Genomic DNA, 23230 nt, shown 5'->3' on the forward strand with positions numbered 1-23230 from the left:
TTTTGCCGTGGTCAACGTGACCAATCGTACCCACGTTCACGTGCGGCTTGGTACGTTCAAACTTGCCTTTTGCCATGATCTCTATCCTTTAACTTTCAAGGAAACTTGAATCTGCCAGGCCGCCCGGATGGGCGGACCTGGCTAGGGTTATTTACTTGGCCCGAGCGGCGATGACTTCGTCAGCGACGTTCTTGGGAGCCTCGGAGTAATGCTTGAATTCCATCGTGTACGTGGCACGACCTTGCGTCAGCGAACGCAGGTTCGTGGCGTAACCGAACATCTCGGCCAGGGGCACTTCAGCCTTGATGGTCTTGCCGCCACCGACCATGTCGTCCATACCTTGGACCATGCCGCGACGCGAGGACAGATCGCCCATCACGGTACCAGCGTAGTCTTCCGGCGTTTCGACTTCAACGGCCATCATCGGTTCCAGCAGCACGGGGCTGGCCTTGCGCAGACCTTCCTTGAATGCCATGGAGCCGGCCATCTTGAACGCGTTTTCGTTCGAGTCCACATCGTGGTACGAACCGAAGAACAGCGTGACCTTGACGTCGACGATCGGGTAGCCAGCCAACACGCCCGAAGGCAGCGTTTCCTGGATGCCCTTGTCCACTGCGGGGATGTATTCGCGAGGAACCACACCGCCCTTGATGGCGTCCACGAATTCGAAACCGCCGCCCGGGGGCAGGGGCTCAACCTTCAGCACCACGTGGCCGTACTGGCCGCGGCCGCCCGACTGCTTGACGAACTTGCCTTCAACTTCGTCGCAGGTCTTGCGGATGGTTTCACGGTAGGCCACTTGCGGCTTGCCGACGTTGGCTTCAACGCCGAACTCACGCTTCATGCGGTCGACCAGAATTTCCAGGTGAAGCTCGCCCATGCCGGAAATGATGGTTTGGCCGGATTCTTCGTCGCTGCGCACGCGGAACGACGGATCTTCCTGAGCCAGACGCGACAGCGCCAGACCCATCTTTTCCTGGTCAGCCTTCGACTTCGGTTCCACGGCCTGCGAAATCACGGGCTCGGGGAAAATCATGCGTTCGAGCAGGATGTGGGAGTCGATGTCGCACAGCGTTTCGCCGGTGGTCACGTCTTTCAGACCCACCACGGCGGCGATGTCGCCTGCCAACACTTCCTTGATTTCTTCGCGGTTGTTCGCGTGCATCTGCAGAATGCGGCCGATACGTTCCTTCTTGCCCTTGATGGGGTTGTAGACCGTATCGCCCGACTTCAGGACGCCCGAGTAAACGCGCACGAAGGTCAATTGACCCACGAACGGATCGCTCATCAGCTTGAATGCCAGAGCCGAGAACTTCTCGCCATCGTCAGCTTCACGCTTGACGGGATTGCCATCGTCGTCCATGCCGTCGACCGGGGGAATGTCCACGGGCGAAGGCAGGTAGTCGATGACGGCATCCAGCATGCGCTGCACGCCCTTGTTCTTGAAGGCGGTGCCGCACAGCATCGGCTGGATTTCGCCAGCGATGGTGCGTTGGCGGATGGCCAGGTTGATTTCTTCTTCGTCCAAGGAACCCGTTTCCAGGTACTTGTTCATCAGCTCTTCCGACGATTCGGCGGCAGCTTCAACCAGCTTTTCGCGCCATTCGTTGGCTTGACCTTCCAGCTCAGCCGGAATGTCGTGGTAGTCGAACTTGATGCCTTGGCTGGCTTCGTCCCAAATGATCGCCTTCATCTTGACCAGGTCGACCACGCCTTGGAACGTGTCTTCGGCACCGATCGGGATCACGATCGGCACGGGATTGGCACGCAGGCGGTTCTTCAGCTGGTCATAGACCTTGAAGAAGTTGGCGCCGGTGCGGTCCATCTTGTTGACGAAGGCCAGACGCGGCACACCGTACTTGTTGGCTTGGCGCCACACGGTTTCGGACTGGGGCTGAACGCCACCCACAGCGCAGTAGACCATGCAAGCACCGTCCAGGACGCGCATGGAACGTTCCACCTCAATGGTGAAGTCCACGTGCCCCGGGGTGTCGATGATGTTGATGCGGTGTTCGGGATAGTTCTTCGCCATGCCACGCCAAAACGCCGTCGTAGCTGCCGACGTAATGGTGATGCCACGCTCTTGCTCTTGTTCCATCCAGTCCATGGTGGCTGCGCCATCATGCACTTCGCCAATCTTGTGATTGACGCCGGTGTAGAACAGGATACGTTCGGTCGTGGTGGTCTTCCCTGCATCGATGTGCGCAGAGATACCAATGTTGCGATAGCGCTCGATCGGGGTTTTGCGGGCCATGGTGGATTAGTCCTTAAATTACCAGCGGAAATGGCTGAAGGCCTTGTTGGCCTCTGCCATCTTGTGCGTGTCTTCGCGCTTCTTCATCGCGGCGCCACGACCTTCGGAGGCGTCGATCAGTTCGCCAGCAAGACGCAGATCCATCGACTTCTCGCCACGCTTCTTAGCGGCTTCACGGAGCCAACGCATAGCCAGGGCCAGGCGGCGCACGGGGCGCACTTCAACCGGCACTTGGTAGTTGGCACCGCCAACGCGGCGGCTCTTCACTTCGACGATCGGCTTGATGTTGTTGATCGCCAGGCTGAAAACTTCGATCGGCTCTTTGCCGGTCTTGGTTTGCACTTGCTCGAGGGCACCGTAAACGATGCGTTCGGCGACGGCCTTCTTGCCGTCCAGCATGACGACGTTCATGAACTTGGCGAGTTCGACGCTGCCGAACTTGGGATCGGGCAGAATCTCGCGCTTGGGTACTTCGCGACGACGGGGCATTGTTGCTTCCTTGTGTCTGTTCAGTTGAACCGTGTTTCATTACACGGCCATGGCCGCCCATTGGGACGACCCCTTACGTGCCGCGCTCCATCCCAGAAACCGGAGGGCGCGGTCGCACTTCCCTAGTGACGGACTTCCGCCACGCGGGGGTACTGCTGACTCGTTATTAAGCCTTCTTCGGGCGCTTGGCGCCGTACTTCGAGCGGGCTTGCTTACGATCCTTGACGCCTTGCAGGTCGAGGGAACCGCGCACGATGTGATAACGCACACCGGGCAAGTCCTTCACACGACCGCCACGCACCAAAACCACCGAGTGCTCTTGCAGGTTGTGGCCTTCACCGCCGATGTACGAAATGACTTCGTAACCGTTGGTCAGACGCACTTTGGCAACCTTACGCAGAGCGGAGTTCGGCTTCTTGGGGGTGGTGGTGTACACGCGAGTGCACACGCCGCGGCGTTGCGGGCAGTTTTCGAGCGCGGGGCTCTTGCTTTTGATGATGCTGACTTCGCGCGGCTTGCGCACGAGTTGGCTAATGGTAGGCATGACCTTTGAAATCCCTTTTACGTACCACTGGTAAGTACTTACGTACTCGTCTCCTCAAGAGTGTCTTTCGGAGAAGGCAGTTCGCGCAAAACCGCCTCAAACGTTCATATACGTAAAAGAGCGGGCTTGCCAACAAACTATGACAAACGCACAAAACTGAGTGCCTCGGGGGCAGTCGGACTGATGGACCCAAAATAAAAGGCTCGTGACGCACCTTGATTTCGGATCCTGGACTGTTTACCCTCTAGCGAACAGATTTTGCGCGCGAAATAAAGCAGTAAGCCCTTTAGCATAACTGAGATCAAGGGATACTGTCAAAGAAATTTGTAAATGCCGCAGTGCGGCGCGCGGCCAGTGAAATGGCGGCGCAAAGACAACGGTTTCGGCGCGGGTCGTGAAAAATGGGGCCACGTACCCGGCAAATCGTGACACTGCCAACGAGCCTGGGAACGCCCGTTTCGACCTGAAAGCCGCCGTGTTGCCCGGGTAAACCACAAGGGTATGCCGGCAGGCGTCAGGCGTGTCTGCGGGCAGTGTACCCGGGCGGCCGCGCTACTGGTCGGCGAATAGGTAACCGCTGCCGTAGACCGTGCGGATCGGCAGCATGACGCCGGCCAATTCCGCCTTGCGGCGCAGGCGGCTGACGATTACATCGATGCTGCGCGAGCCGCTGGAGCGCACCCCGCCGCCCTCCACACGCAGTTCATCGCCCAGTTCGGAGCGCCCAACCGCCCTGCCCGCCACTTCCAGCAGGGAACGCACGATCAGGCGCTCGTTGGCCGAGAGAGAAATGGCGGCACCCGACGGTGCGACCAGCGTCCAGCCCTGATCCCGCAGTTCCCACTGGCCATTGGCCATGTCGTCGGAAACCGGGTTTTCCTGGGCGGCGGGCAGTCGCCGGGCCAGGGCCAGCAGGATGCACGCGAGTTCGCGCGGATCCTGGGGATCGGTCAGGCAGGCGTCGGCGCCGCTTTGCAGGCAACGCAGGCGGCTGTCCACAGACATGCCGCGGCCAGAAACCACAATTCCCATTGGGGACGAGCCGTGCAGGCGCGCAACCAGCGCGTAACCGATTTCGCCCAACGTCCCGACATCCAGAACGACGGCATCGTAGATACCGCTATTGAGCAATCCGAACAGCTCCAGCGACGTCGAGCAGCCACGCGCGGAGATCCCGGCCTGCAGCAAGGCGGACACGGCGGCGTTGCGGGCCACCTCATCCGGCGACATCATAAGTATGCGCAATTGATTCATAGCTAATTTCCACCTCTAACCCGAAATCACTCCACGTTGCCGAAATGTGACAGCCACCGTGGGGCGATTGAGACAGTGTGGCGGCTTGTTGCGCAACAACTCCAGTCAAGATTCGTTAACTTTGCAATGTTTGACAGTTCTTTCCACAACGTAGCCAGCCGCCGCTCCTCCCGAGTTATCATTCGATTACATAATTTCGCTCACCCCTCTTGCAGTAGGGCGCCATAGGGCGCGCTTGCGTAGCAAGCCTTCGCGAGAACACGTTTGATGAAAATCGCGTCGCTGGAAGACGACCTCGATCAAGCCCGGCGCATCCACCAGGTGTTGACCGCCGCGGGATACACCTGCACCAGTTATCACCAGAGCCGTGACCTGCTGGCCGCTCTGCGTACCGAGAACTTCGATCTGGTCCTGCTGGACTGGCATTTGCCAGATATTGACGGCGACGATGTGGTGCGCTGGTTGCGCGCCAACATCGGCCCGCGCGTCCCCGTCATTTTCCTGACGAACCGGTCCAGCGAAGACGATCTGGTGGAAGGCCTGCGCGCGGGCGCCGATGATTACATCGTCAAGCCGTTGCGCCCGCTGGAATTGCTGGCCCGGGTGGCGGCGTTGCTGCGCCGCAGCCAGATCGCCGAGCCCGCCAACGATTCGTTCGACGTGGCCAACTACCGCGTCGAACCCGCAGCGCGGGTCATCTCGCTGAACGGCGCGCCGGTCACATTGGCGCCGAAGGAATTCGAACTGGCGCTGCTGTTCTTTCGCAACCAGGGCCGCCTCATGTCGCGCGACGTCCTGGCCGAATGCGTCTGGAACCGCGAAATCCCCGCGACCTCGCGCACGCTGGACACGCACTTGTCGAACATCCGGCAAAAGCTTCAGTTGCGCCCTGAAAACGGTGTGCGCCTTACCTCGTCCTACGCCCTTGGCTACCGGCTGGAATTGACCGGCGCGTCGGAAGACAGCCCGGCGAGCCCGTCGTAGACGCCTTCGCGCGCATCCCTGGAGAACCGAACGTCATGAGCCGCTGTCGCGCGCTTTCTTTGCTTGCCTTGGTTTCTTGTGCACTGACCGCCCCCGCCCACAGCCAACCTGCCGGGGCCCTGGGCGAGGACTTCATCTATCGCGTCCGCCAAGGCGACACCTTGATCAACCTGGCGACGCAATACACGCGCAACCAGGCCAATTGGGCGCCGCTGCAAACACTGAACAAGGTCGTCGCGCCGGAGCTGCTGCCCATTGGACTGGAGTTGCGCATCCCGTTGGCGATGATTCCCGAACGCGCCGCCGAGGCCCGCGTGCTGCACGTCAGCGGCCAAGCCAACATGAACGGCCAGCCTTTGCGGCCGGGCCAGAGTCTGAACGAAGGCAGCACCGTGGTGACCGCGCAGAACGGCTTTGTCACGCTGGAACTGGCCGATGGATCCAAACTCACCCTGCCCGCCGGCGGTTCGGTCGAGCTGGCGCGCCTGCGCCAATTCGAAGGTACTGCGCTGACGGACTCCGTCATCCATGTGCAGCGCGGCAGCGTGGAATCCACGGTTGCGCCCACCGGCCAAGGCGTAGGCCGCTTTGAAGTGCGCACTCCCGTCGCCGTCACCGGCGTACGCGGCACGCGTTTCCGCGTGCAGAGCGGCGCAGGCGGCGTGCATAGCGAAGTGCTGGAAGGCAGCGTGCGCCTGCAACCCCACGCGCCCGGCACCACGCCGGCCAAGCCGGTTGCCGTGGCGCGCGGTTATGGCGCCGCTGTCCGCAGCGACGGCAGTGTGTCGGGCGTACGCGAACTGCTGGCCGCCCCGCAACTCTCCTCCCCCGAACGTTCAGGCGGTGGGGGCTGGACCAGCACTTTCGAACCCGTGGCAGGTGCCCAGAGTTATCTGGTGCGCGTATCGCGCGACGCCGACGGCACGCTGCCGGTATCGTCGGTCGCGTTCCCGACCAACGACATCCGCTTTACGGCCCCCGGGCCCGGCACGTACTACGTGTCGGTGCGCGCCATCGATGACCTGGGCTTGAGCGGGCAGGATGCGGTGGCCACGTTCGAGGGCACCAACCAGCTGATGACCAGCTACGGGCTGGGGGTCGCCAGCGGCTCGGGCGAGCCCGTCATACTTACCGAGTACTAGGGCCTGACCCCACGCAAAGGAGCTCCATGGCCGACGCTGCCGACACCGTTGACCGGACCTCGCGCTCAGCGCTGTGGTTGACGGTAGTGCTGGCGGTGCTGGCGGCCGTGCTGGGTTCGCTCAACGGACTGGGCCGGGTCGATCAGATCCTCTACGACCGCGTTGCGACGCTGACGAGCCGCCCCGCCGACCCTGACATCTTGATCGTCGCCATCGATGACACCAGCATCGATACGCTGGGGCGCTGGCCATGGCGGCGCGCGATCCACGCGGCGCTGCTTGACCGCCTGCAAGGCGCGCGCGCTGTCGGGCTGGACCTGATCTTCGCGGAAAGCGATACCGTCAACCCCAACGACGACCGGATCCTTGCGGACAGCATCCGGCGCAACGGTCATACGGTCCTGCCCATCGTGCTGGACCGTCTCTCGAATCCGTCGGCGATCGCCGCCCCCATCCCTATCCTGGCGCAAGCGGCCGCCTCAAGCGGCTTCATCAACGCGCGCGTGGACTCCGACGGCGTCGTGCGCGAGGCCACGCCAGCCACCGAATTCGCGGGCGAACGCCGGTTCCATCTTGCGCTGTCCATGCTCACGGTCGGAGGCCAGCCCGATAAAGCGCAACAACTGCTGCAGCGGGCCGGGCCCGAGGGCAGCATCCTGATCCCCTATGCCGGCGCCAGGGGCCACATACGCACCGTCTCCTACCTGTCGGTGCTGCGCGGCGACGTGCCGGCCGAAGCGTTGCGAGGCAAGTACGTGCTGGTGGGCGCCTGGGCCACCGGCCTGGGCGACGCGTACCCCACGCCGGTCTCGCACGACCTCAGCGGCATGTCGGGCGTGGAGATCATCGCCAACCTGCTGCAGGCAGCGCGCGACGACATCTCGTACCAGCGGCCGGCCGCCACCTGGAACGCGCTGTTCTCCGCCCTGCCTGTCCTGCTGGCCTGCCTGGCGTTATGGCGGCTGTCGCCCAAGCGCGCCCTGCTGGTCAGCGTCGCCTTGATCGCCGCCATCCTGCTGGCCTCATGGGTGTTGTTGGCCCATGCCTACCTCTGGTTTGCGCCGACCGCCGCCCTGGTGGGCGTAGCGCTGTGTTACCCGCTGTGGAGCTGGCGCAGCCAGGAAGCAGCGTTGCGCTACATGGACAACGAACTGCGACGGCTGCAGCGCGAGTACCCGCCGGTGCTGAACGAGGCCCGCGCTCAGCTCGCCGGGCCCAACGTATCGCTGGAAAGCCGCGTGGGCGAACTGCGGCGCGCACTGGCACGGGTGCGGAACCTGCGGCGGTTCCTGGCCGACGGCCTGGACGGGATGCCGGACGCGACGCTGGTCTTCGATCAGGAAGGCCATATGCAATTCCGCAATCAAGCCGCCGTCATGTACTTCCAGCGCCTGGGCATGCGCCCGCCGCGCGTGGGGCACCCCGCCACCCACTTGCTGGAGAAGACCATTTCGGACGACGCGACGCGGCAGCGCGTGGCGGAAGCGCTAAGCGGCAAACCGCCTTCGGATGCCACCTCGCCCTGGAGCGCCGACCTCGAAGTACGCGACTACGCCGGGCGCGACCTTATCCTGAAATGCGCCCCCATCCACACCGCCGAGGGGAACTTCGCCGGCACCGTCGCCACGCTGACCGATATCTCGCGCATCCGCCAAGCCGAGCGCCAGCGTGAAGAAACCCTGCGATTCATCTCGCACGACATGCGCGCACCGCAAAGCTCTATCCTGGCACTGGTGGAAATGAAGCAGGAAGCCGCTACGCAGGACGACCAGGGCGATACCCTGGCGCGTATCGCCACACTGGCCAACCGGACACTGCATCTTGTCGATGATTTCGTGCACCTGACGCGCGCGGAATCGATGACGATCTGCGCCGTGGAACTGGACCTGGGCAGCCTGCTGCAGGACGGCGTGGACGAGTTCTGGGCCTCCGCCCACAAGCGCGACATCGCGCTCGGCGTGCGATTGCCGTTGCCCGTGGCCTATACGCGCGGCGACCAGACCTTGTTGATGCGTGCCCTGTGTAACTTGATCGATAACGCTATCAAGTACAGCCCCCCTCAGACGCGCATCGAATGCGGCATCGAAGAAGAACCAGGCTTTTGGCGAGTGGATATTCGCGACCAGGGCCAGGGCATCGCCGAAGCGGACCTGGCGCGCCTGTTCGAACCTTTCTCGCGGGTGGGCGTGGAAACGCGTGGCGACGTCGGCGGCGCCGGGCTGGGCCTGGCGTTCGTGCGCACGGTGGCCGAACGCCATGGCGGGTCCGTCGAAGTCGCGAGCGAACTGGGCGCAGGCTCGGTATTCACCCTGCGCCTGCCCGCGGCGCCCGACGCGGCGTAACCCCCGCGTTTACTGGAAGGTGTGCGAGATCACCCCGGGTTTGCCGGCCTTGATCTCCAGCGTGCCCCGGTACGGCGGCAAGTCCGCATTGCGCAGCACCACCTGATATTTCCCGGGGATGAGCCGCAATTCTTTGACGGGCGGACTGATACCGCGCGCGATGCCATTGATCCACACCTCGCCCCAAGGGCGGATGTCCAGGCGCACCGTCACGGGGACGGCCAGCGGCCGGGGTTTGGGCGCCTCGTCGATGGGCGGGACCGCGGCCGCCGGCGTCTGGGCGGCAGGGTCAGGCGTTTCCACCGAAGCCGGCGGGGCCAGGTCGCCAGCGCTTGGTTCCTTCGCTGCGGGTGTCTGTTCCGCAGACGGCTGGGCCGGTGCGGGAGGCTGCCACTGCGCGGTCGGCAGCGGCTGCGCCAATGCGACGGGCGGTATCGCCGCCGGCGGCGCGGGAAGTACGGCAGGCGGGTTCGGTTGGACCAGCTCCGAATGCGTGATCAGGGCGTTGGGAGTTCCCATGCCCCAGTGGAACCAGGAATACGTGCCGATGCCGATCAGCGCCGCGACGCACAACAGGGCCAGCAAAGGACGGCTGTGGCGAGCTGGTTTGGCAGCATTGGCCGTGGGCGGCGGCGCATAGGAAGCCCCGGAAGCCGCCTCGGCTTCGGCCGGCGCGGGTTCGATGTAAGCCGCCACGCCCAACACGGCCGCCAGTTCGGCCAGCGTCTGCGGGCGATCCGCCGGCGCCATGGCCAAGCCGGCGTCGATGACGGACAGGAAGTCCGGGCTGTACTTGGTCAGCCCCAGCGACACCAGGGGTTCGTAGGTGTCCGCGGCGCGGCGCTCCGGCGCCGGTGGCGGACGATGGCCGGTCACCAAGGCATGCATCACGGCGCACAGCGCGTAGACGTCGCTCCAGGGGCCGCGCGGCCATTCCATGGAATCGGAATAAAGCTCGAACGGCGCAAAACCCGGCGTGGGGCTGCGGCTGGCGCGGCGCGAACGCGCCACGACCAGTTCGGGCAACAAATGCGCACGGGCACCCTCGTCCATGCCCACGGTGTCCATCGAGATGTCGCCACAGATCTCACCCTGCGCGTGCAGAGCGATCAGCGACGGCAGCAGATCCGACAGGAGCCGCTTGATTCGCGTTTCCGGCACGCCGCCCGCCATACTGGCGGCAATTGCGCTCAAGGGGCGCAGCGCAAGCGGCGCGGCGCCGGAAAAGGGGCCACGCGGCGTCAGGAGACCGGTGGACGAAGGCATTATCGGAATTGCGCTCATGCGCGTAGTGTGCAAAGGTTGAATAGCCTGAATATTATCGAATCCGCAACATCAGGACATTGCCGAAAATGTCCGAGCGCATCAGGCTGTGGCACGATAGCGTACCGCCCAATCTTCCTACCCCCATTTAAGCCATGAAAATTCGCTTTCTGAGCAGTCTGCTCGGCGCGTCGTTGATCCTGGCGGGCTGCGCCGGCATCCCGTCCTTACAACCCGAGGCTCCCGCCACACCCGAAGCGTTGGCGCAATTGCAACAAGTCCGCGACGCCTACGGCGCCGGACGCTATGGCGAGGTCATCCGCAGCGTCGCCACCTCGGACGCCCTGGCGGCCTCCCCCCGCACCGTGCGCGTCGAAGCCTACAAGCTGCAGGCATTCAGCTACTGCGTCACCCGTTACGCCCAGTTGTGCGAAGACAGCTTCGCCCGCATTCTGGCGCTGGATCCCGCTTTTGAGCTTGCCCCCAATGAATCCGGTCACCCGTCCTGGGGTCCGGCTTTCCAACGAGCAAGGGCGCAAGCCGGCAAGTAGCCCGGCCACCGGTCCCGCCCCTGAAGGCGGCACCAAAAGAAAAAGGCCGCTGATTCGCATCAGCGGCCTTTCTGTTTTCAGCCCCCGCGCCAGGACGGCGCGCGGGGGACTGCCGGGGGTTCCGCTTATTCGGCGGAGTCCTCGGTGCCGATATCGGCGGCCGGGCTTTCCGCGTCCGCACCCACCGTGACCGGCGAGTCTTCGAACGGGTTGGCCTGCTGGCGAGCGGCTTCGCGTTCCGCCGCCTCCAGCTCTTCCTTGTCGCGGCGTGCATGGTGGTAAGCCAAGCCGGTACCCGCCGGGATGAGGCGGCCGACGATGACGTTTTCCTTCAAGCCACGCAGGTCGTCGCGCTTGCCCATGATGGCGGCTTCGGTCAGGACACGAGTCGTTTCCTGGAACGAAGCGGCCGAGATGAACGAGTCGGTCGACAGCGAGGCCTTCGTGATACCCAGCAGCACGTTGTCGTAGGTCGCCGGGATACGTTCTTCGGCAGCCATACGATCGTTGGCGTTCAGCAGTTCAGAGCGCTCGACTTGCTCGCCCGGGATGAACTCGGTATCGCCAGCGTCGACGATGTTCACACGACGCAGCATCTGACGAACAATCACTTCAATGTGCTTGTCGTTGATCTTCACGCCTTGCAGACGGTACACGTCCTGCACTTCGTCGACGATGTAGGTCGCCAGCTTCTCGATGCCTTGCAGACGCAGGATGTCGTGGGGATCGGCCGGGCCGTCCACGATCATTTCGCCCTTGTTCACCACTTGGCCGTCGTGCACCAGAACCTGCTTTTCCTTCGGAATCAGGAACTCGTGGCTCACGCCTTCCAGGTCGGTGATGACCAGACGCTGCTTGCCCTTGGTGTCCTTACCGAACGAAACCGTACCGGTCACGTCGGCGAGCATGCCGGCGTCCTTCGGCGAACGGGCTTCGAACAGTTCAGCCACACGCGGCAGACCGCCGGTAATGTCGCGGGTCTTTTGCGATTCTTGCGGAATACGCGCCAGAACTTCACCCACGGCAACCTGCTGGCCGTCACGCACGGTAATCAGCGCGCCCACCGGGAACGAGATGTTCACCGAGTGATCGGTGCCGGCAATCTTGACGTCTTCGCCGTTCTCGTTGACCAGCTTGATCTGCGGACGCATGACGATCTTGCCGCCACGGGTCTTCGGCGTGATGACGACGAGCGTCGACAGGCCGGTGACTTCGTCCACCTGCTTGGCAACGGTCACGCCTTCTTCGATGTTCTCGAAGCGGACGGCACCGCCGTATTCCGACACGATCGGACGGGTCAGCGGATCCCACGTCGCCAGACGTGCGCCAGCCTTCACGGCTTCGCCATCGCCCACCAGCACGGTCGCGCCGTACGGGATCTTGTGGCGTTCGCGTTCGCGGCCGTTGTCGTCAAAGATCGCCAGTTCGCCAGAGCGCGAGATCGCCACACGTTCGCCCTTGGCGTTCGTGACATAGCGCATCGTGCTGGCAAAACCGACCAGACCGCTGGACTTGGTTTCGACCGCGCTGGCCAAAGCCGAACGCGATGCCGCGCCACCGATGTGGAACGTACGCATCGTGAGCTGCGTACCCGGTTCACCGATGGACTGGGCAGCGATAACGCCAACTGCTTCGCCCTGGTTGACCGGGGAACCGCGACCCAGGTCGCGGCCGTAGCAGTGTGCGCACAGACCGTGACGCGTTTCGCACGTCAGCGGGGTGCGGACCTTGACTTCGTCCACGCCGATGCGGTCGATGGTGTCGACCAGGTCTTCGTCCAGCAGGGTGCCGGCGACGATCGCCGTTTCCTGCGTGTCCGGGTTGATGATGTCCACGGCGGCAACACGACCCAGGATGCGGTCGCGCAGCGGTTCGATGACTTCACCACCTTCCACCAGGGCCTTCATGTTGTAGCCCAGCGAGGTACCGCAATCGTCCTCGGTGATCACCAAGTCTTGCGTCACGTCGACCAGACGACGGGTCAGGTAACCCGAGTTCGCGGTCTTCAGTGCCGTATCGGCCAGACCCTTACGCGCACCGTGAGTCGAGATGAAGTACTGAAGCACGTTCAGACCTTCACGGAAGTTCGCGGTAATGGGCGTTTCGATAATCGAGCCGTCCGGCTTGGCCATCAGGCCGCGCATACCGGCCAGCTGGCGGATCTGGGCGGCCGAACCGCGGGCGCCCGAGTCAGCCATCATGTAGATCGAGTTGAACGATTCCTGGCGCACTTCTTCGCCGTGACGGTTCACAACCGGCTCGGTGGCCAGTTGTTCCATCATCGCCTTGCCGACCTTGTCGCCAGCCTTGCCCCAGATGTCCACCACGTTGTTGTAGCGTTCTTGGGACGTGACCAGACCCGACGAGTACTGCTTGTCGATTTCCTTCACTTCGCGGCTGGCTTCAGCCAGGATGCCTTCCTTGGCGGTCGGGATCAGCATGTCGCCCATGGCGATCGAGATACCGCCGCGCGTGGCCAGCTTGAAGCCGGACTGCATCAGCTTGTCGGCGAAGATCACCGTGTCGCGCAGGCCGCAACGGCGGAACGACTGGTTGATCAGGCGCGAGATTTCCTTCTTCTTCAGTGCCTTGTTCAGCACCGTGAAGGGCAGGCCCTTCGGCAGGATTTCGGACAGCAGCGCGCGGCCGACCGTCGTCTCGTGACGGCGGATAACCGGTTGCCATTCGCCAGCCTCGTCGCGCTCGTGCTCTTTCAGACGCACGGTCACGCGGGATTGCAGCTCGACTTCGCCGTTGTCGTAAGCGCGTTGCACTTCAGCGACGTCGGTGAAGAAGATGCCTTCGCCGCGGCCGTTGATGCGCTCACGCGTCGTGTAGTACAGACCCAGCACGATATCCTGGGACGGCACGATCGACGGTTCGCCGTTGGCCGGGAACAGCACGTTGTTCGACGCCAGCATCAGCGTACGCGCTTCCAGCTGGGCTTCCAGCGACAGCGGCACGTGGACAGCCATCTGGTCACCGTCGAAGTCGGCGTTGAACGCCGCGCAAACCAGCGGGTGCAGCTGGATGGCCTTGCCTTCGATCAGGACCGGCTCGAACGCCTGGATGCCCAAACGGTGCAGCGTGGGCGCACGGTTCAGCATGACCGGGTGTTCGCGGATGACTTCTTCCAGGATGTCCCAAACCACCGGTTCCTGGCTTTCCACCAGCTTCTTGGCAGCCTTGATGGTCGTGGCCAGGCCCATCATCTCCAGACGATTGAAGATGAACGGCTTGAACAGTTCCAGGGCCATCAGCTTGGGCAGGCCGCACTGGTGCAGCTTCAACTGCGGACCCACCACGATGACCGAACGGCCCGAGTAGTCGACGCGCTTGCCCAGCAAGTTCTGACGGAAACGACCGCTCTTGCCCTTGATCATGTCGGCCAGGGACTTCAGCTGGCGCTTGTTGGCGCCCGTCATGGCCTTGCCGCGACGACCGTTGTCCAGCAGCGAGTCAACGGCTTCCTGCAGCATCCGCTTTTCGTTGCGCAGGATGATTTCCGGCGCCTTGAGCTCCAGAAGGCGCTTCAAGCGGTTGTTGCGGTTGATGACGCGGCGGTACAGGTCGTTCAGGTCGGAGGTCGCGAAGCGGCCGCCGTCCAGCGGCACCAGCGGACGCAGGTCCGGCGGCAGCACGGGCAGCACTTCCATGACCATCCACTCGGCCTTGATGCCCGACTTCTGGAAGCCTTCCAGCACCTTCAGGCGCTTGGAGATCTTCTTGATCTTGGCTTCCGAGCTGGTGGCCTTCAGTTCGCCGCGCAGCGTTTCCACTTCGCGGTCGATGTCGATGGTGCGCAGCAGTTCGCGCACGGCTTCCGCGCCCATCAGGGCACGGAAGTCGTCGCCGTACTCTTCGGTCTTGGCGAGGAAATCGTCATCCGACATGATCTGGCCGCGCTTGAGCGGCGTCATGCCAGGTTCGATCACGCACCAGGCTTCGAAGTACAGAACGCGTTCGATGTCGCGCAGGGTCATGTCGAGCACCATGCCCAGACGCGACGGCAGGCTCTTCAGGAACCAGATGTGCGCGACGGGGCTGGCCAGCTCGATGTGACCCATGCGCTCACGGCGAACCTTGGCAACGGTGACTTCAACGCCGCACTTCTCGCAGATCACGCCACGGTGCTTCAAGCGCTTGTACTTGCCGCACAAGCACTCATAGTCCTTGATCGGGCCAAAGATCTTCGAGCAGAACAGACCGTCACGCTCAGGCTTGAACGTGCGGTAGTTGATGGTCTCGGGCTTGCGAACTTCGCCGTAAGACCACGAACGGATCTTCTCGGGCGAGGCGATGCCGATCTTGATGGCATCGAATTGCTCGTCTTGCGAGACTTGCTTAAATAGGTCGAGTAGCGCTTTCATTAGTTACGCTCCAAATCCATGTCCAGGGCCAACGAGCGGATTTCCTTCACCAGCACGTTGAACGATTCCGGCATGCCGGCGTCGATGACGTGGTCGCCCTTGACGATGTTTTCGTAAACCTTGGTACGGCCAGTGATGTCGTCCGACTTCACCGTCAACATTTCTTGCAGGGTGTAGGCGGCGCCGTATGCTTCCAGCGCCCACACTTCCATTTCCCCGAAACGCTGACCACCGAACTGCGCCTTACCACCCAGCGGCTGCTGCGTGACAAGCGAGTACGGACCGGTGGAACGCGCGTGCATCTTGTCGTCGACCAAGTGGTGCAGCTTCAGGTAGTGCATGTAGCCGACGGTCACGGGGCGCTCGAATTTCTCGCCCGTGCGGCCGTCGAACAGCCATGCCTGCGTACGCGAAGGCGTCAGCGCCATGCGCTCGGCGACGTCGTCCGGATAGGCCAGCTCCAGCATCGTGGTGATTTCCTCTTCGGTCGCGCCGTCGAAGACGGGCGTCGCGAACGGCACGCCGTTCTTGAGGTTCTGGGCCATTTCCATGACTTCTTCGTCGGTCAGCTCGTCGATGCGGGCGCCGGAACCGGTCGTGTTGTAGACCTTGTCCAGGTAGGCACGGACGTTCTTGACCTGCGCAGTGCGCTCGTCGCGCAGCAGATCGGCAATGCGGTGGCCCACGCCCTTGGCAGCCCAGCCCAAGTGCACTTCCAGCACCTGACCCACGTTCATCCGCGAGGGCACGCCCAGCGGGTTCAGAACGATGTCGGCCGGCGTGCCGTCAGCCATGTGCGGCATGTCTTCCACCGGGGTGATGCGCGAGACCACACCCTTGTTGCCGTGACGGCCTGCCATCTTGTCACCAGGCTGCAGACGACGCTTCACGGCCAAGTAGACCTTGATCATCTTCAGCACGCCCGGGGGCAGCTCGTCGCCTTGCGTCAGCTTCTTGCGCTTCTCTTCGAAGGCCAGATCGAACTGGTGACGCTTCTGCTCCAGCGATTCCTTGGCTTGCTCCAGCACGACAGCGTGCGGCTCATCGGCCAGACGGATGTCGAACCACTGCCAGCGGTCCAGATCAGCCAGGTAAGCCTTGGTGATCGTGGCGCCCTTGGCCAGCTTGCGCGGGCCGCCGTTGACGGTCTTGTTGACCAGCATCTTTTCGATACGGTCGAACTGGTCGTTTTCAACGATGCGCAGCTGGTCGTTCAGGTCTTGGCGATAACGGCGCAGTTCATCGTCGATGATGGACTGAGCACGCTTGTCGCGCACGATGCCTTCACGCGTGAACACTTGCACGTCGATCACCGTGCCGGTCATGCCCGAGGGCACGCGCAGCGAGGTGTCCTTAACGTCGGACGCCTTTTCACCGAAGATGGCGCGCAGCAGCTTTTCTTCCGGCGTCAGCTGGGTTTCGCCCTTCGGCGTGACCTTGCCGACCAGCACGTCGTCGGCGCTGACTTCGGCGCCGATGTACGTGATGCCCGAATCGTCCAGACGGTTCAGTTGCGTCTCAGCCAGGTTGCTGATGTCGCGCGTGATTTCTTCCGGACCCAGCTTCGTATCGCGGGCGACAACCGTCAGTTCCTCGATGTGCACCGAGGTGTAGCGGTCATCGGCAACAACCTTCTCGGAGATCAAAATCGAGTCTTCGAAGTTGTAGCCGTTCCACGGCATGAACGCGATCAGCATGTTCTGACCCAGGGCGAGTTCGCCCAGGTCGGTCGATGCGCCGTCGGCCAGCACGTCACCCTTGGCGACCTTGTCGCCACGCTTGACGATAGGACGCTGGTTGATGTTCGTGTTCTGGTTCGAACGCGTGTACTTGATCAGGTTGTAGATGTCGACACCGACTTCGCCGGCGACGTTTTCTTCGTCGTTCACGCGAATCACGACACGCTCGGCGTCAACGTGGTCGACCAGGCCGCCACGCAGTGCTTGCACGGTCGTGCCCGAGTCAACGGCCACGGTGCGCTCGATACCCGTACCCACGACCGGCTTTTCCGGGCGCAGGCAAGGCACGGCCTGACGTTGCATGTTGGCGCCCATCAGTGCGCGGTTCGCGTCGTCGTGCTCCAGGAACGGAATCAACGAGGCAGCAACCGACACGATCTGCGACGGGGCAACGTCCATGTAGTGCACGTTGGCCGGCGAGGTCAGCATCGTTTCGCCTGCTTCACGGCAAGCAACCAGGTCGTCCACGAAGGCGCCTTGCTCGTCCAGCGCGGCGTTAGCCTGCGCGATGACGTAGTGGCTTTCTTCGATGGCCGACAGGTAATCGATCTGCTCGCTGACGCGGCCGTCGATAATCTTGCGGTAAGGCGTTTCCAGGAAGCCGTACTCGTTCAAGCGAGCGTACAGCGCCATGGAGTTGATCAGGCCGATGTTCGGGCCTTCCGGCGTTTCGATCGGGCAAACGCGGCCGTAGTGGGTCGGGTGCACGTCGCGGACTTCGAAGCCGGCGCGCTCGCGGGTCAAGCCGCCCGGGCCCAGTGCGGAAACACGACGCTTGTGCGTGATTTCCGACAGGGGGTTGGTCTGGTCCATGAACTGCGACAGCTGGCTCGAACCGAAGAACTCCTTGATGGCAGCCGAGATCGGCTTGGAGTTGATCAGGTCGTGCGGCATCAGGTTTTCCGTCTCGGCCTGGCCCAGACGTTCCTTGACGGCGCGCTCGACACGCACGAGACCAGCGCGGAACTGGTTTTCGGCCAGTTCGCCCACGCAACGCACGCGACGGTTGCCCAAGTGATCGATGTCATCGATCTGGCCACGGCCGTTACGCAGCTCAACCAGCACCTTGATGGTTTCAAGGATGTCTTCGTTGGTCAGCGTCATCGGGCCGGTGATGTCTTCACCACGGCCCAGACGGCTGTTGACCTTCATGCGGCCGACGCGCGACAGGTCGTACGTCTCTTCGCTGTAGAACAGACGCTGGAACAGCGCTTCCACCGCTTCTTCGGTGGGCGGCTCGCCAGGACGCATCATGCGGTAGATGGCAACACGCGCGGCCATCTGGTCGGCGGTTTCATCGGTGCGCAGCGTTTGCGAGATGTACGGACCACGGTCCAGGTCGTTCGTGTAGAGCGCCTGGATGTCGTAGACGTTCGAGGCGCGCAGGGCGCCCAGCACGCTTTCCGTGATCTCGTCGTTGGCGTTGGCGATGACTTCGCCGGTATCTTCGTCAACGATGTTCTTGGCCAGCACGCGGCCGTACAGGAAGTCTTCCGGCACGGAAATGCGCTGGATGCCGCCGGCAGCCAGGTCGCGCAAATGCTTGGCATTGATGCGCTTGTCTTTTTCGACGATGACCTTGCCATCGCGGTCCGAGATGTCGAAGCGGGCCATTTCGCCCTTCCAACGCTCGGGCACGAATTCCATCATCGCGCCTTCGCTCTTCAGCTCGAAGTTATCGAAGTCGAAGAAGTTGGCCAGGATGGATTCCGGCGTCATGCCGATGGCCTTGCACAGGATCGTGACAGGCATCTTGCGACGACGGTCGACGCGGAAGAACAGGACGTCCTTCGGGTCGAATTCGAAGTCCAGCCACGAACCGCGGTAAGGAATCACGCGGGCCGAGAACAGGAGCTTGCCGGAGCTGTGCGTTTTGCCGCGGTCGTGTTCGAAGAACACGCCAGGCGAACGGTGCAGCTGCGACACGATGACACGCTCGGTGCCGTTGATGACGAAGGAACCCGTGCCCGTCATGAGCGGAATTTCGCCCATGTAGACTTCCTGTTCCTTCACTTCTTTCACGGTCGGCTTGCTGACTTCGCGGTCAAGCAGCACCAGGCGGACCTTGGCTCGCAGGGGCGAGGCATAGGTCAGGCCACGTTGCTGACATTCCTTGACATCGAACACCGGTTCGCCGAGCACGTAGCTCACGAACTCCAAGCGCGCCATACCGTTGTGACTAACGATCGGGAAAATCGACGAGAACGCCGCCTGCAAACCGTCGGCTACGCGATCGGACGGGGCGGTATCCGCCTGCAGGAAAGTTAGGTAGGATTGAAGCTGTGTCGCCAAAAGGAAAGGAACGTTTTGAACGTCTTCACGCTTGGCGAAGCTTTTGCGGATGCGCTTTTTTTCGGTGTACGAGTAAGGCATGAGCACTCCGACTCGAGGTTGCATGGGCCGTCAACCACGGCCCTAGGTGATACGACTCCAGGAAACCCCTCTGAAAAGGCATGACCCCAGTAGGGGTTTCCTGGAAACGCAAAAGCCCGGGGACTGCAAACTGTGCTGTCCCCGGGCAGTTGACGCAGGTCTTACTTGACTTCGACCTTGGCGCCAGCTTCTTCCAGCTTCTTCTTGGCGGCTTCGGCGTCAGCCTTGGCCACAGCTTCCTTGACGGGCTTCGGAGCGCCGTCGACCAGGTCCTTGGCTTCCTTCAGACCCAGACCGGTCAGCTCGCGCACGGCCTTGATGACGCTAACCTTGTTCGCGCCGGCTTCCAGCAGGACGACGGTGAACTCGGTTTGCTCTTCAGCAGCGGCGGCAGCGCCACCAGCGGCCGGAGCAGCGACAGCGACAGCAGCGGCAGCAGCCGACACGCCGAACTTCTCTTCCATTTCCTTGATCAGCTCGGACAGCTCGAGCACGGTCATGCCAGCGATGGCGTCAAGGATTTCAGCTTTGTTAAGTGCCATTTTTCAGAACTCCAAATATTTTGGTAATGCCAGGGTTTGGGTGTCGCTTCGTCGTTCAGCGAATTCCGGACAGCAGGGCGATTAGGCCGCTGCCTTTTGGTCGCGCACAGCCGCGAGGCCACGGGCGAACTTGGTCGGAACTTCGTTGAGCGTACGCACGAATTGCGCGATGGGGGCTTGCATGGTGCCAAGCAGTTTCGACAGCAACTCTTCGCGGGACGGCATGGTGGCCAAGGCCTTCACACCATCTTGGGTCAGCAGGCTGTTGGGCAATGCGCCCGCCTTGATGACCAGCTTGTCGTTGCTTTTCGCGAAACCAGCGATGACCTTTGCCGCCGAAACCGGATCAGCGCTGATACCATAGATCAGCGGACCGGTCAGTTGCTCAGCCAACGGCTCGAAAGCCGTGCCGGCAACAGCACGACGGGCCAGCGAGTTCTTCAGAACACGCAGATACACGCCCGATTCACGCGCAGTTTTGCGCAGTACGGTGACAGAGGCGACGTCCAGACCACGGTACTCAGCGATAACAATCGATTGGGCCTTGGCGACTTCAGCCGAGACTTCCTCGATTACCACCGCTTTCTCTTGACGATTGAGACTCACGGTTTGAACACTCCATCAAAAGACGCCTGGGGCCTGAGCCTTGCGCGTCAACCGAATGCGGCGCCTGGTCGAGTTCTTCGTGTAAAGAAATCTTCCTGGGGACGCCGTCTACGCTGGATCCGAACTAGGTGAGCTTCGGGATTAAGCGGGGCAGCGGGGATGCTGCTTTCCATACGGAAGGGAGAACCCTTCCACTACCCTGCTCCAGCGGTCTTTGACAGCAACATCCGGAGGAATCCGGATGCAGCCCAAAGTACGTTTACTGCTGTTGGCTTAGTTGGAAGCCGACAGCGAGGCAATTTCAACGCGAGCACCGCCGCCCATCGTGGACGAAACGGCCAGCTTGCGCAGGTAAATGCCCTTGGCAGCTGCGGGACGAGCCTTTTGCAGGGCGTCGACCAGAGCGGCCAGGTTGGTTTGCAGCTGTTCCACGCCGAACGACGCGCGGCCGATCGTTGCGTGGATGATGCCAGCCTTGTCGGTACGGTACTGAACCTGACCGGCCTTGGCGTTCTTGACAGCGGTCGCGACGTCCGGCGTCACGGTGCCGACCTTCGGGTTCGGCATCAGGCCACGGGGACCCAGGATCTGGCCCAGGGCACCCACGACACGCATCGTGTCGGGCGAAGCGATGACGACGTCAAAGTCCATTTGACCGGCCTTGATCTGGTCAGCCAGGTCATCCAGACCGACGATGTCGGCGCCGGCGGCCTTGGCAGCCTCAGCCTTTTCGCCTTGGGCGAACACGGCGACGCGGACCGACTTGCCGGTACCAGCGGGCAGAACGACCGAACCGCGAACCAGTTGGTCCGACTTCTTCGGGTCGATGCCGAGCTGCACAGCCACGTCAATGGATTCATTGAACTTGGCGACAGCGGTTTCCTTGACCAGCGTCAGGGCTTCAGCGACCGGGTACAGCTTGGTGCGGTCGATCTTTTGTGCAATAGCGGCGGCGCGCTTGGACAGTTTTGCCATGATTAGATCCCCTCAACCGTGATGCCCATGCTGCGGGCGCTGCCAGCGATCGTACGCACAGCGGCGTCCAGATCAGCGGCGGTCAGATCGGGGCCCTTGGCCTTGGCGATTTCTTCAGCTTGAGCGCGGGTCAGCGTGCCGACCTTGTCGGTATGCGGCTTGGCCGAACCCTTTTGCACGCCAGCAGCCTTCTTGATGAGGACCGTCGCAGGCGGGGTCTTCATGATGAAGGTGAAGCTCTTGTCCGCGAAAGCGGTGATCACCACCGGAATCGGCAGACCAGGCTCCATGCCTTGGGTCTTGGCGTTGAACGCCTTGCAGAATTCCATGATGTTCAGGCCGCGTTGACCCAGTGCCGGGCCAATCGGGGGGGAGGGGTTAGCCTTACCAGCCGGTACTTGCAGCTTGATAAAGCCGACGATCTTCTTCGCCATGCTTTGCTCCTTGCGGGTTATATCGCCCGGACCTTATTGGCCTGGGCTCCCCGGGGGTTGAAATCAGGTCTTTTCGACCTGGCTGAAATCGAGTTCGACAGGTGTGGCGCGACCAAAAATGGTGACAGACACACGCACCTTGCTCTTTTCGTAATTGACTTCTTCGACGTTGCCGTTGAAGTCTGCAAACGGACCTTCCTTGACCCGAACCATCTCGCCCACTTCGAACAGGATCTTGGGGCGGGGTTTCTCGACACCCTCTTCCATCTGGGAGAGGATCTTCTCGACTTCCTTTTCGGAAATCGGGGTCGGACGGTTGCCCGAGCCACCCAAAAAGCCGGTGACGCGGTTCGTATTCTTGACCAAATGCCACGTTTCGTCGGTCAGGTCCATTTCGACCAAGACGTAACCGGGGAAAATACGGCGTTCAGTGATCGACTTCTGACCACCCTTGACCTCGACGACTTCTTCGGAGGGCACAAGGATACGGCCGAAAGACGTTTGCAAGGCGGCACGCTCGATACGCTCGACCAGGGCCTTGTGAACACTTTTTTCCATGCCGGAATACACATGGACGACATACCAACGCTTACTCATTCGCCGTCCTTATTTCCAGCCCAACAACAGGCCGTAAAGAATCCATTCGATGCCCTTGTCGAGCACCCACATGAAAATGCCCATGACCGCCACGAACGCAAAAACGATACCCGTCATCTGGGTTGTTTCCTTGCGGGTGGGCCATGCGACACGCTTGACTTCGTTGTAGGACTCGCTGGCAAAGCTCAGGGTGCGGCGGCCGGGTTCGCTGAACCAGGCGATCACGGCTGCGATCACGAGGCCACCGACGAACACGCCGATACGTGCAGGCATCGGCTGTGCGCTAAGCACGGAAAACCCGACGATGCCAGCAATAACGACGAGAACCGCCAGCCCGAGCTTGACCCGGTCGGCGGTACTGGTTACGGTTTCTACGCTGGTATTAGACATATTGCGACGCGAGCCGCCGTGAATGCGTAACTCGCGATGATCTCCCGCGGGTTTATCCTGGCGGTGGCAGGGGCAGTAGGAATCGAACCTACAACCTTCGGTTTTGGAGACCGACGCTCTGCCAATTGAGCTATGCCCCTAAAACACTACTGGCTTGCACTACATTCACTGACTTTCGCGACCCGCTCAAAGCAGCTTTTTCAAGCTATTCGGCGCAAATGATCGCGGAGCCAAACATCATAACACTTTTACGGCAAAAATGGGTAGAGGGACTTTTCGTCCTCTCTACCCATCTGGGTATTGCTTACTTCAGGATCTTGGCGACGACGCCGGCGCCGACGGTACGACCGCCTTCACGGATGGCGAAACGCAGGCCTTCTT

Annotated in this window: 18 protein-coding genes, 1 tRNA gene and 1 pseudogene; 4 read left to right on the forward strand and 16 right to left on the reverse strand. The window is 62.0% G+C overall.

The window, feature by feature from the left end:
• The 5 genes and pseudogenes from AC3WMU_RS29510 to AC3WMU_RS29530 all read right to left on the reverse strand — a co-directional run.
• Positions 1-76 (reverse strand): annotated as a pseudogene (locus tag AC3WMU_RS29510) (GTP-binding protein); the annotation flags it as partial.
• 75 nt (positions 77-151) lie between these two features.
• On the reverse strand, positions 152-2254 hold the full coding sequence (fusA, locus tag AC3WMU_RS29515) for an elongation factor G (RefSeq protein ID WP_006227016.1): 2103 nt from the start codon (positions 2252-2254) through the stop codon (positions 152-154).
• 18 nt (positions 2255-2272) lie between these two features.
• On the reverse strand, positions 2273-2743 hold the full coding sequence (gene rpsG, locus AC3WMU_RS29520) for a 30S ribosomal protein S7 (protein WP_006216561.1): 471 nt from the start codon (positions 2741-2743) through the stop codon (positions 2273-2275).
• A gap of 166 nt (positions 2744-2909) precedes the next feature.
• Positions 2910-3287, reverse strand: a complete 378-nt coding sequence (rpsL, locus tag AC3WMU_RS29525) for a 30S ribosomal protein S12 (RefSeq protein ID WP_005017264.1) — start codon at positions 3285-3287, stop codon at positions 2910-2912.
• Positions 3288-3839: 552 nt separating this feature from the next.
• On the reverse strand, positions 3840-4541 hold the full coding sequence (locus AC3WMU_RS29530) for a response regulator transcription factor (RefSeq protein ID WP_280027037.1): 702 nt from the start codon (positions 4539-4541) through the stop codon (positions 3840-3842).
• Positions 4542-4808: 267 nt separating this feature from the next.
• Between AC3WMU_RS29530 and AC3WMU_RS29535 the strand changes: the two genes are divergently transcribed.
• The 3 genes from AC3WMU_RS29535 to AC3WMU_RS29545 are packed head-to-tail and all read left to right on the forward strand — an operon-like array spanning position 4809 to position 9009.
• Positions 4809-5525: a response regulator transcription factor gene (locus AC3WMU_RS29535; RefSeq protein WP_006227015.1), complete on the forward strand. Its 717-nt coding sequence runs from the start codon at positions 4809-4811 to the stop codon at positions 5523-5525.
• Between the two features lie 35 nt (positions 5526-5560).
• On the forward strand, positions 5561-6667 hold the full coding sequence (locus tag AC3WMU_RS29540; RefSeq protein ID WP_492283379.1) for a FecR domain-containing protein: 1107 nt from the start codon (positions 5561-5563) through the stop codon (positions 6665-6667).
• A gap of 26 nt (positions 6668-6693) precedes the next feature.
• A complete protein-coding gene (locus AC3WMU_RS29545; protein ID WP_006227013.1) occupies positions 6694-9009 on the forward strand; it encodes a CHASE2 domain-containing protein in 2316 nt (771 codons plus the stop codon).
• A 9-nt stretch (positions 9010-9018) separates the two neighbouring features.
• On the opposite strand, the gene AC3WMU_RS29550 is transcribed toward AC3WMU_RS29545, so the two are convergent.
• Positions 9019-10275: a serine/threonine-protein kinase gene (locus AC3WMU_RS29550; protein WP_006227012.1), complete on the reverse strand. Its 1257-nt coding sequence runs from the start codon at positions 10273-10275 to the stop codon at positions 9019-9021.
• A gap of 152 nt (positions 10276-10427) precedes the next feature.
• On the opposite strand from AC3WMU_RS29550, the gene AC3WMU_RS29555 reads away from it, so the two are divergent.
• Entirely contained in the window at positions 10428-10823 is a 396-nt protein-coding gene (locus tag AC3WMU_RS29555) for a TssQ family T6SS-associated lipoprotein (RefSeq protein WP_006227011.1), read from the forward strand.
• A 125-nt stretch (positions 10824-10948) separates the two neighbouring features.
• On the opposite strand, the gene rpoC is transcribed toward AC3WMU_RS29555, so the two are convergent.
• From rpoC to AC3WMU_RS29605, 10 genes are all read right to left on the reverse strand, one after another.
• The gene (gene rpoC, locus AC3WMU_RS29560; protein ID WP_006227010.1) at positions 10949-15193 is read right to left on the reverse strand and encodes a DNA-directed RNA polymerase subunit beta'; all 4245 of its coding nucleotides are present in this window, start codon (positions 15191-15193) and stop codon (positions 10949-10951) included.
• A complete protein-coding gene (gene rpoB / locus AC3WMU_RS29565) occupies positions 15193-19305 on the reverse strand; it encodes a DNA-directed RNA polymerase subunit beta (protein WP_006227009.1) in 4113 nt (1370 codons plus the stop codon). Before rpoB ends, rpoC begins: the two co-directional genes overlap by 1 nt.
• Before the next feature lie 161 nt (positions 19306-19466).
• Positions 19467-19847, reverse strand: coding sequence for a 50S ribosomal protein L7/L12 (gene rplL / locus AC3WMU_RS29570; RefSeq protein ID WP_006227008.1), 381 nt, complete (start codon positions 19845-19847; stop codon positions 19467-19469).
• An 81-nt stretch (positions 19848-19928) separates the two neighbouring features.
• The gene (rplJ, locus tag AC3WMU_RS29575; RefSeq protein ID WP_006227006.1) at positions 19929-20453 is read right to left on the reverse strand and encodes a 50S ribosomal protein L10; all 525 of its coding nucleotides are present in this window, start codon (positions 20451-20453) and stop codon (positions 19929-19931) included.
• 273 nt (positions 20454-20726) lie between these two features.
• Positions 20727-21428 carry a 50S ribosomal protein L1 gene (gene rplA / locus AC3WMU_RS29580; RefSeq protein ID WP_006216574.1) on the reverse strand — a complete coding sequence of 234 codons (702 nt, stop codon included), beginning with the start codon at positions 21426-21428 and terminating at the stop codon, positions 20727-20729.
• A 2-nt stretch (positions 21429-21430) separates the two neighbouring features.
• The gene (rplK, locus tag AC3WMU_RS29585) at positions 21431-21862 is read right to left on the reverse strand and encodes a 50S ribosomal protein L11 (protein ID WP_006227005.1); all 432 of its coding nucleotides are present in this window, start codon (positions 21860-21862) and stop codon (positions 21431-21433) included.
• Positions 21863-21925: 63 nt separating this feature from the next.
• Positions 21926-22459 (reverse strand): transcription termination/antitermination protein NusG, encoded by a 534-nt coding sequence (gene nusG, locus AC3WMU_RS29590; RefSeq protein WP_006216576.1) that lies wholly within the window; start codon positions 22457-22459, stop codon positions 21926-21928.
• 9 nt (positions 22460-22468) lie between these two features.
• Positions 22469-22849, reverse strand: coding sequence for a preprotein translocase subunit SecE (gene secE, locus AC3WMU_RS29595; protein WP_006227004.1), 381 nt, complete (start codon positions 22847-22849; stop codon positions 22469-22471).
• Positions 22850-22913: 64 nt separating this feature from the next.
• Positions 22914-22989, reverse strand: a tRNA-Trp gene (locus AC3WMU_RS29600).
• 164 nt (positions 22990-23153) lie between these two features.
• The coding region (locus AC3WMU_RS29605; protein ID WP_446649917.1) for an EF-Tu C-terminal domain-related protein at positions 23154-23230 on the reverse strand (77 nt) is incomplete at its 5' end.

Source organism: Achromobacter sp. FW305-C-13, assembly GCF_058783475.1.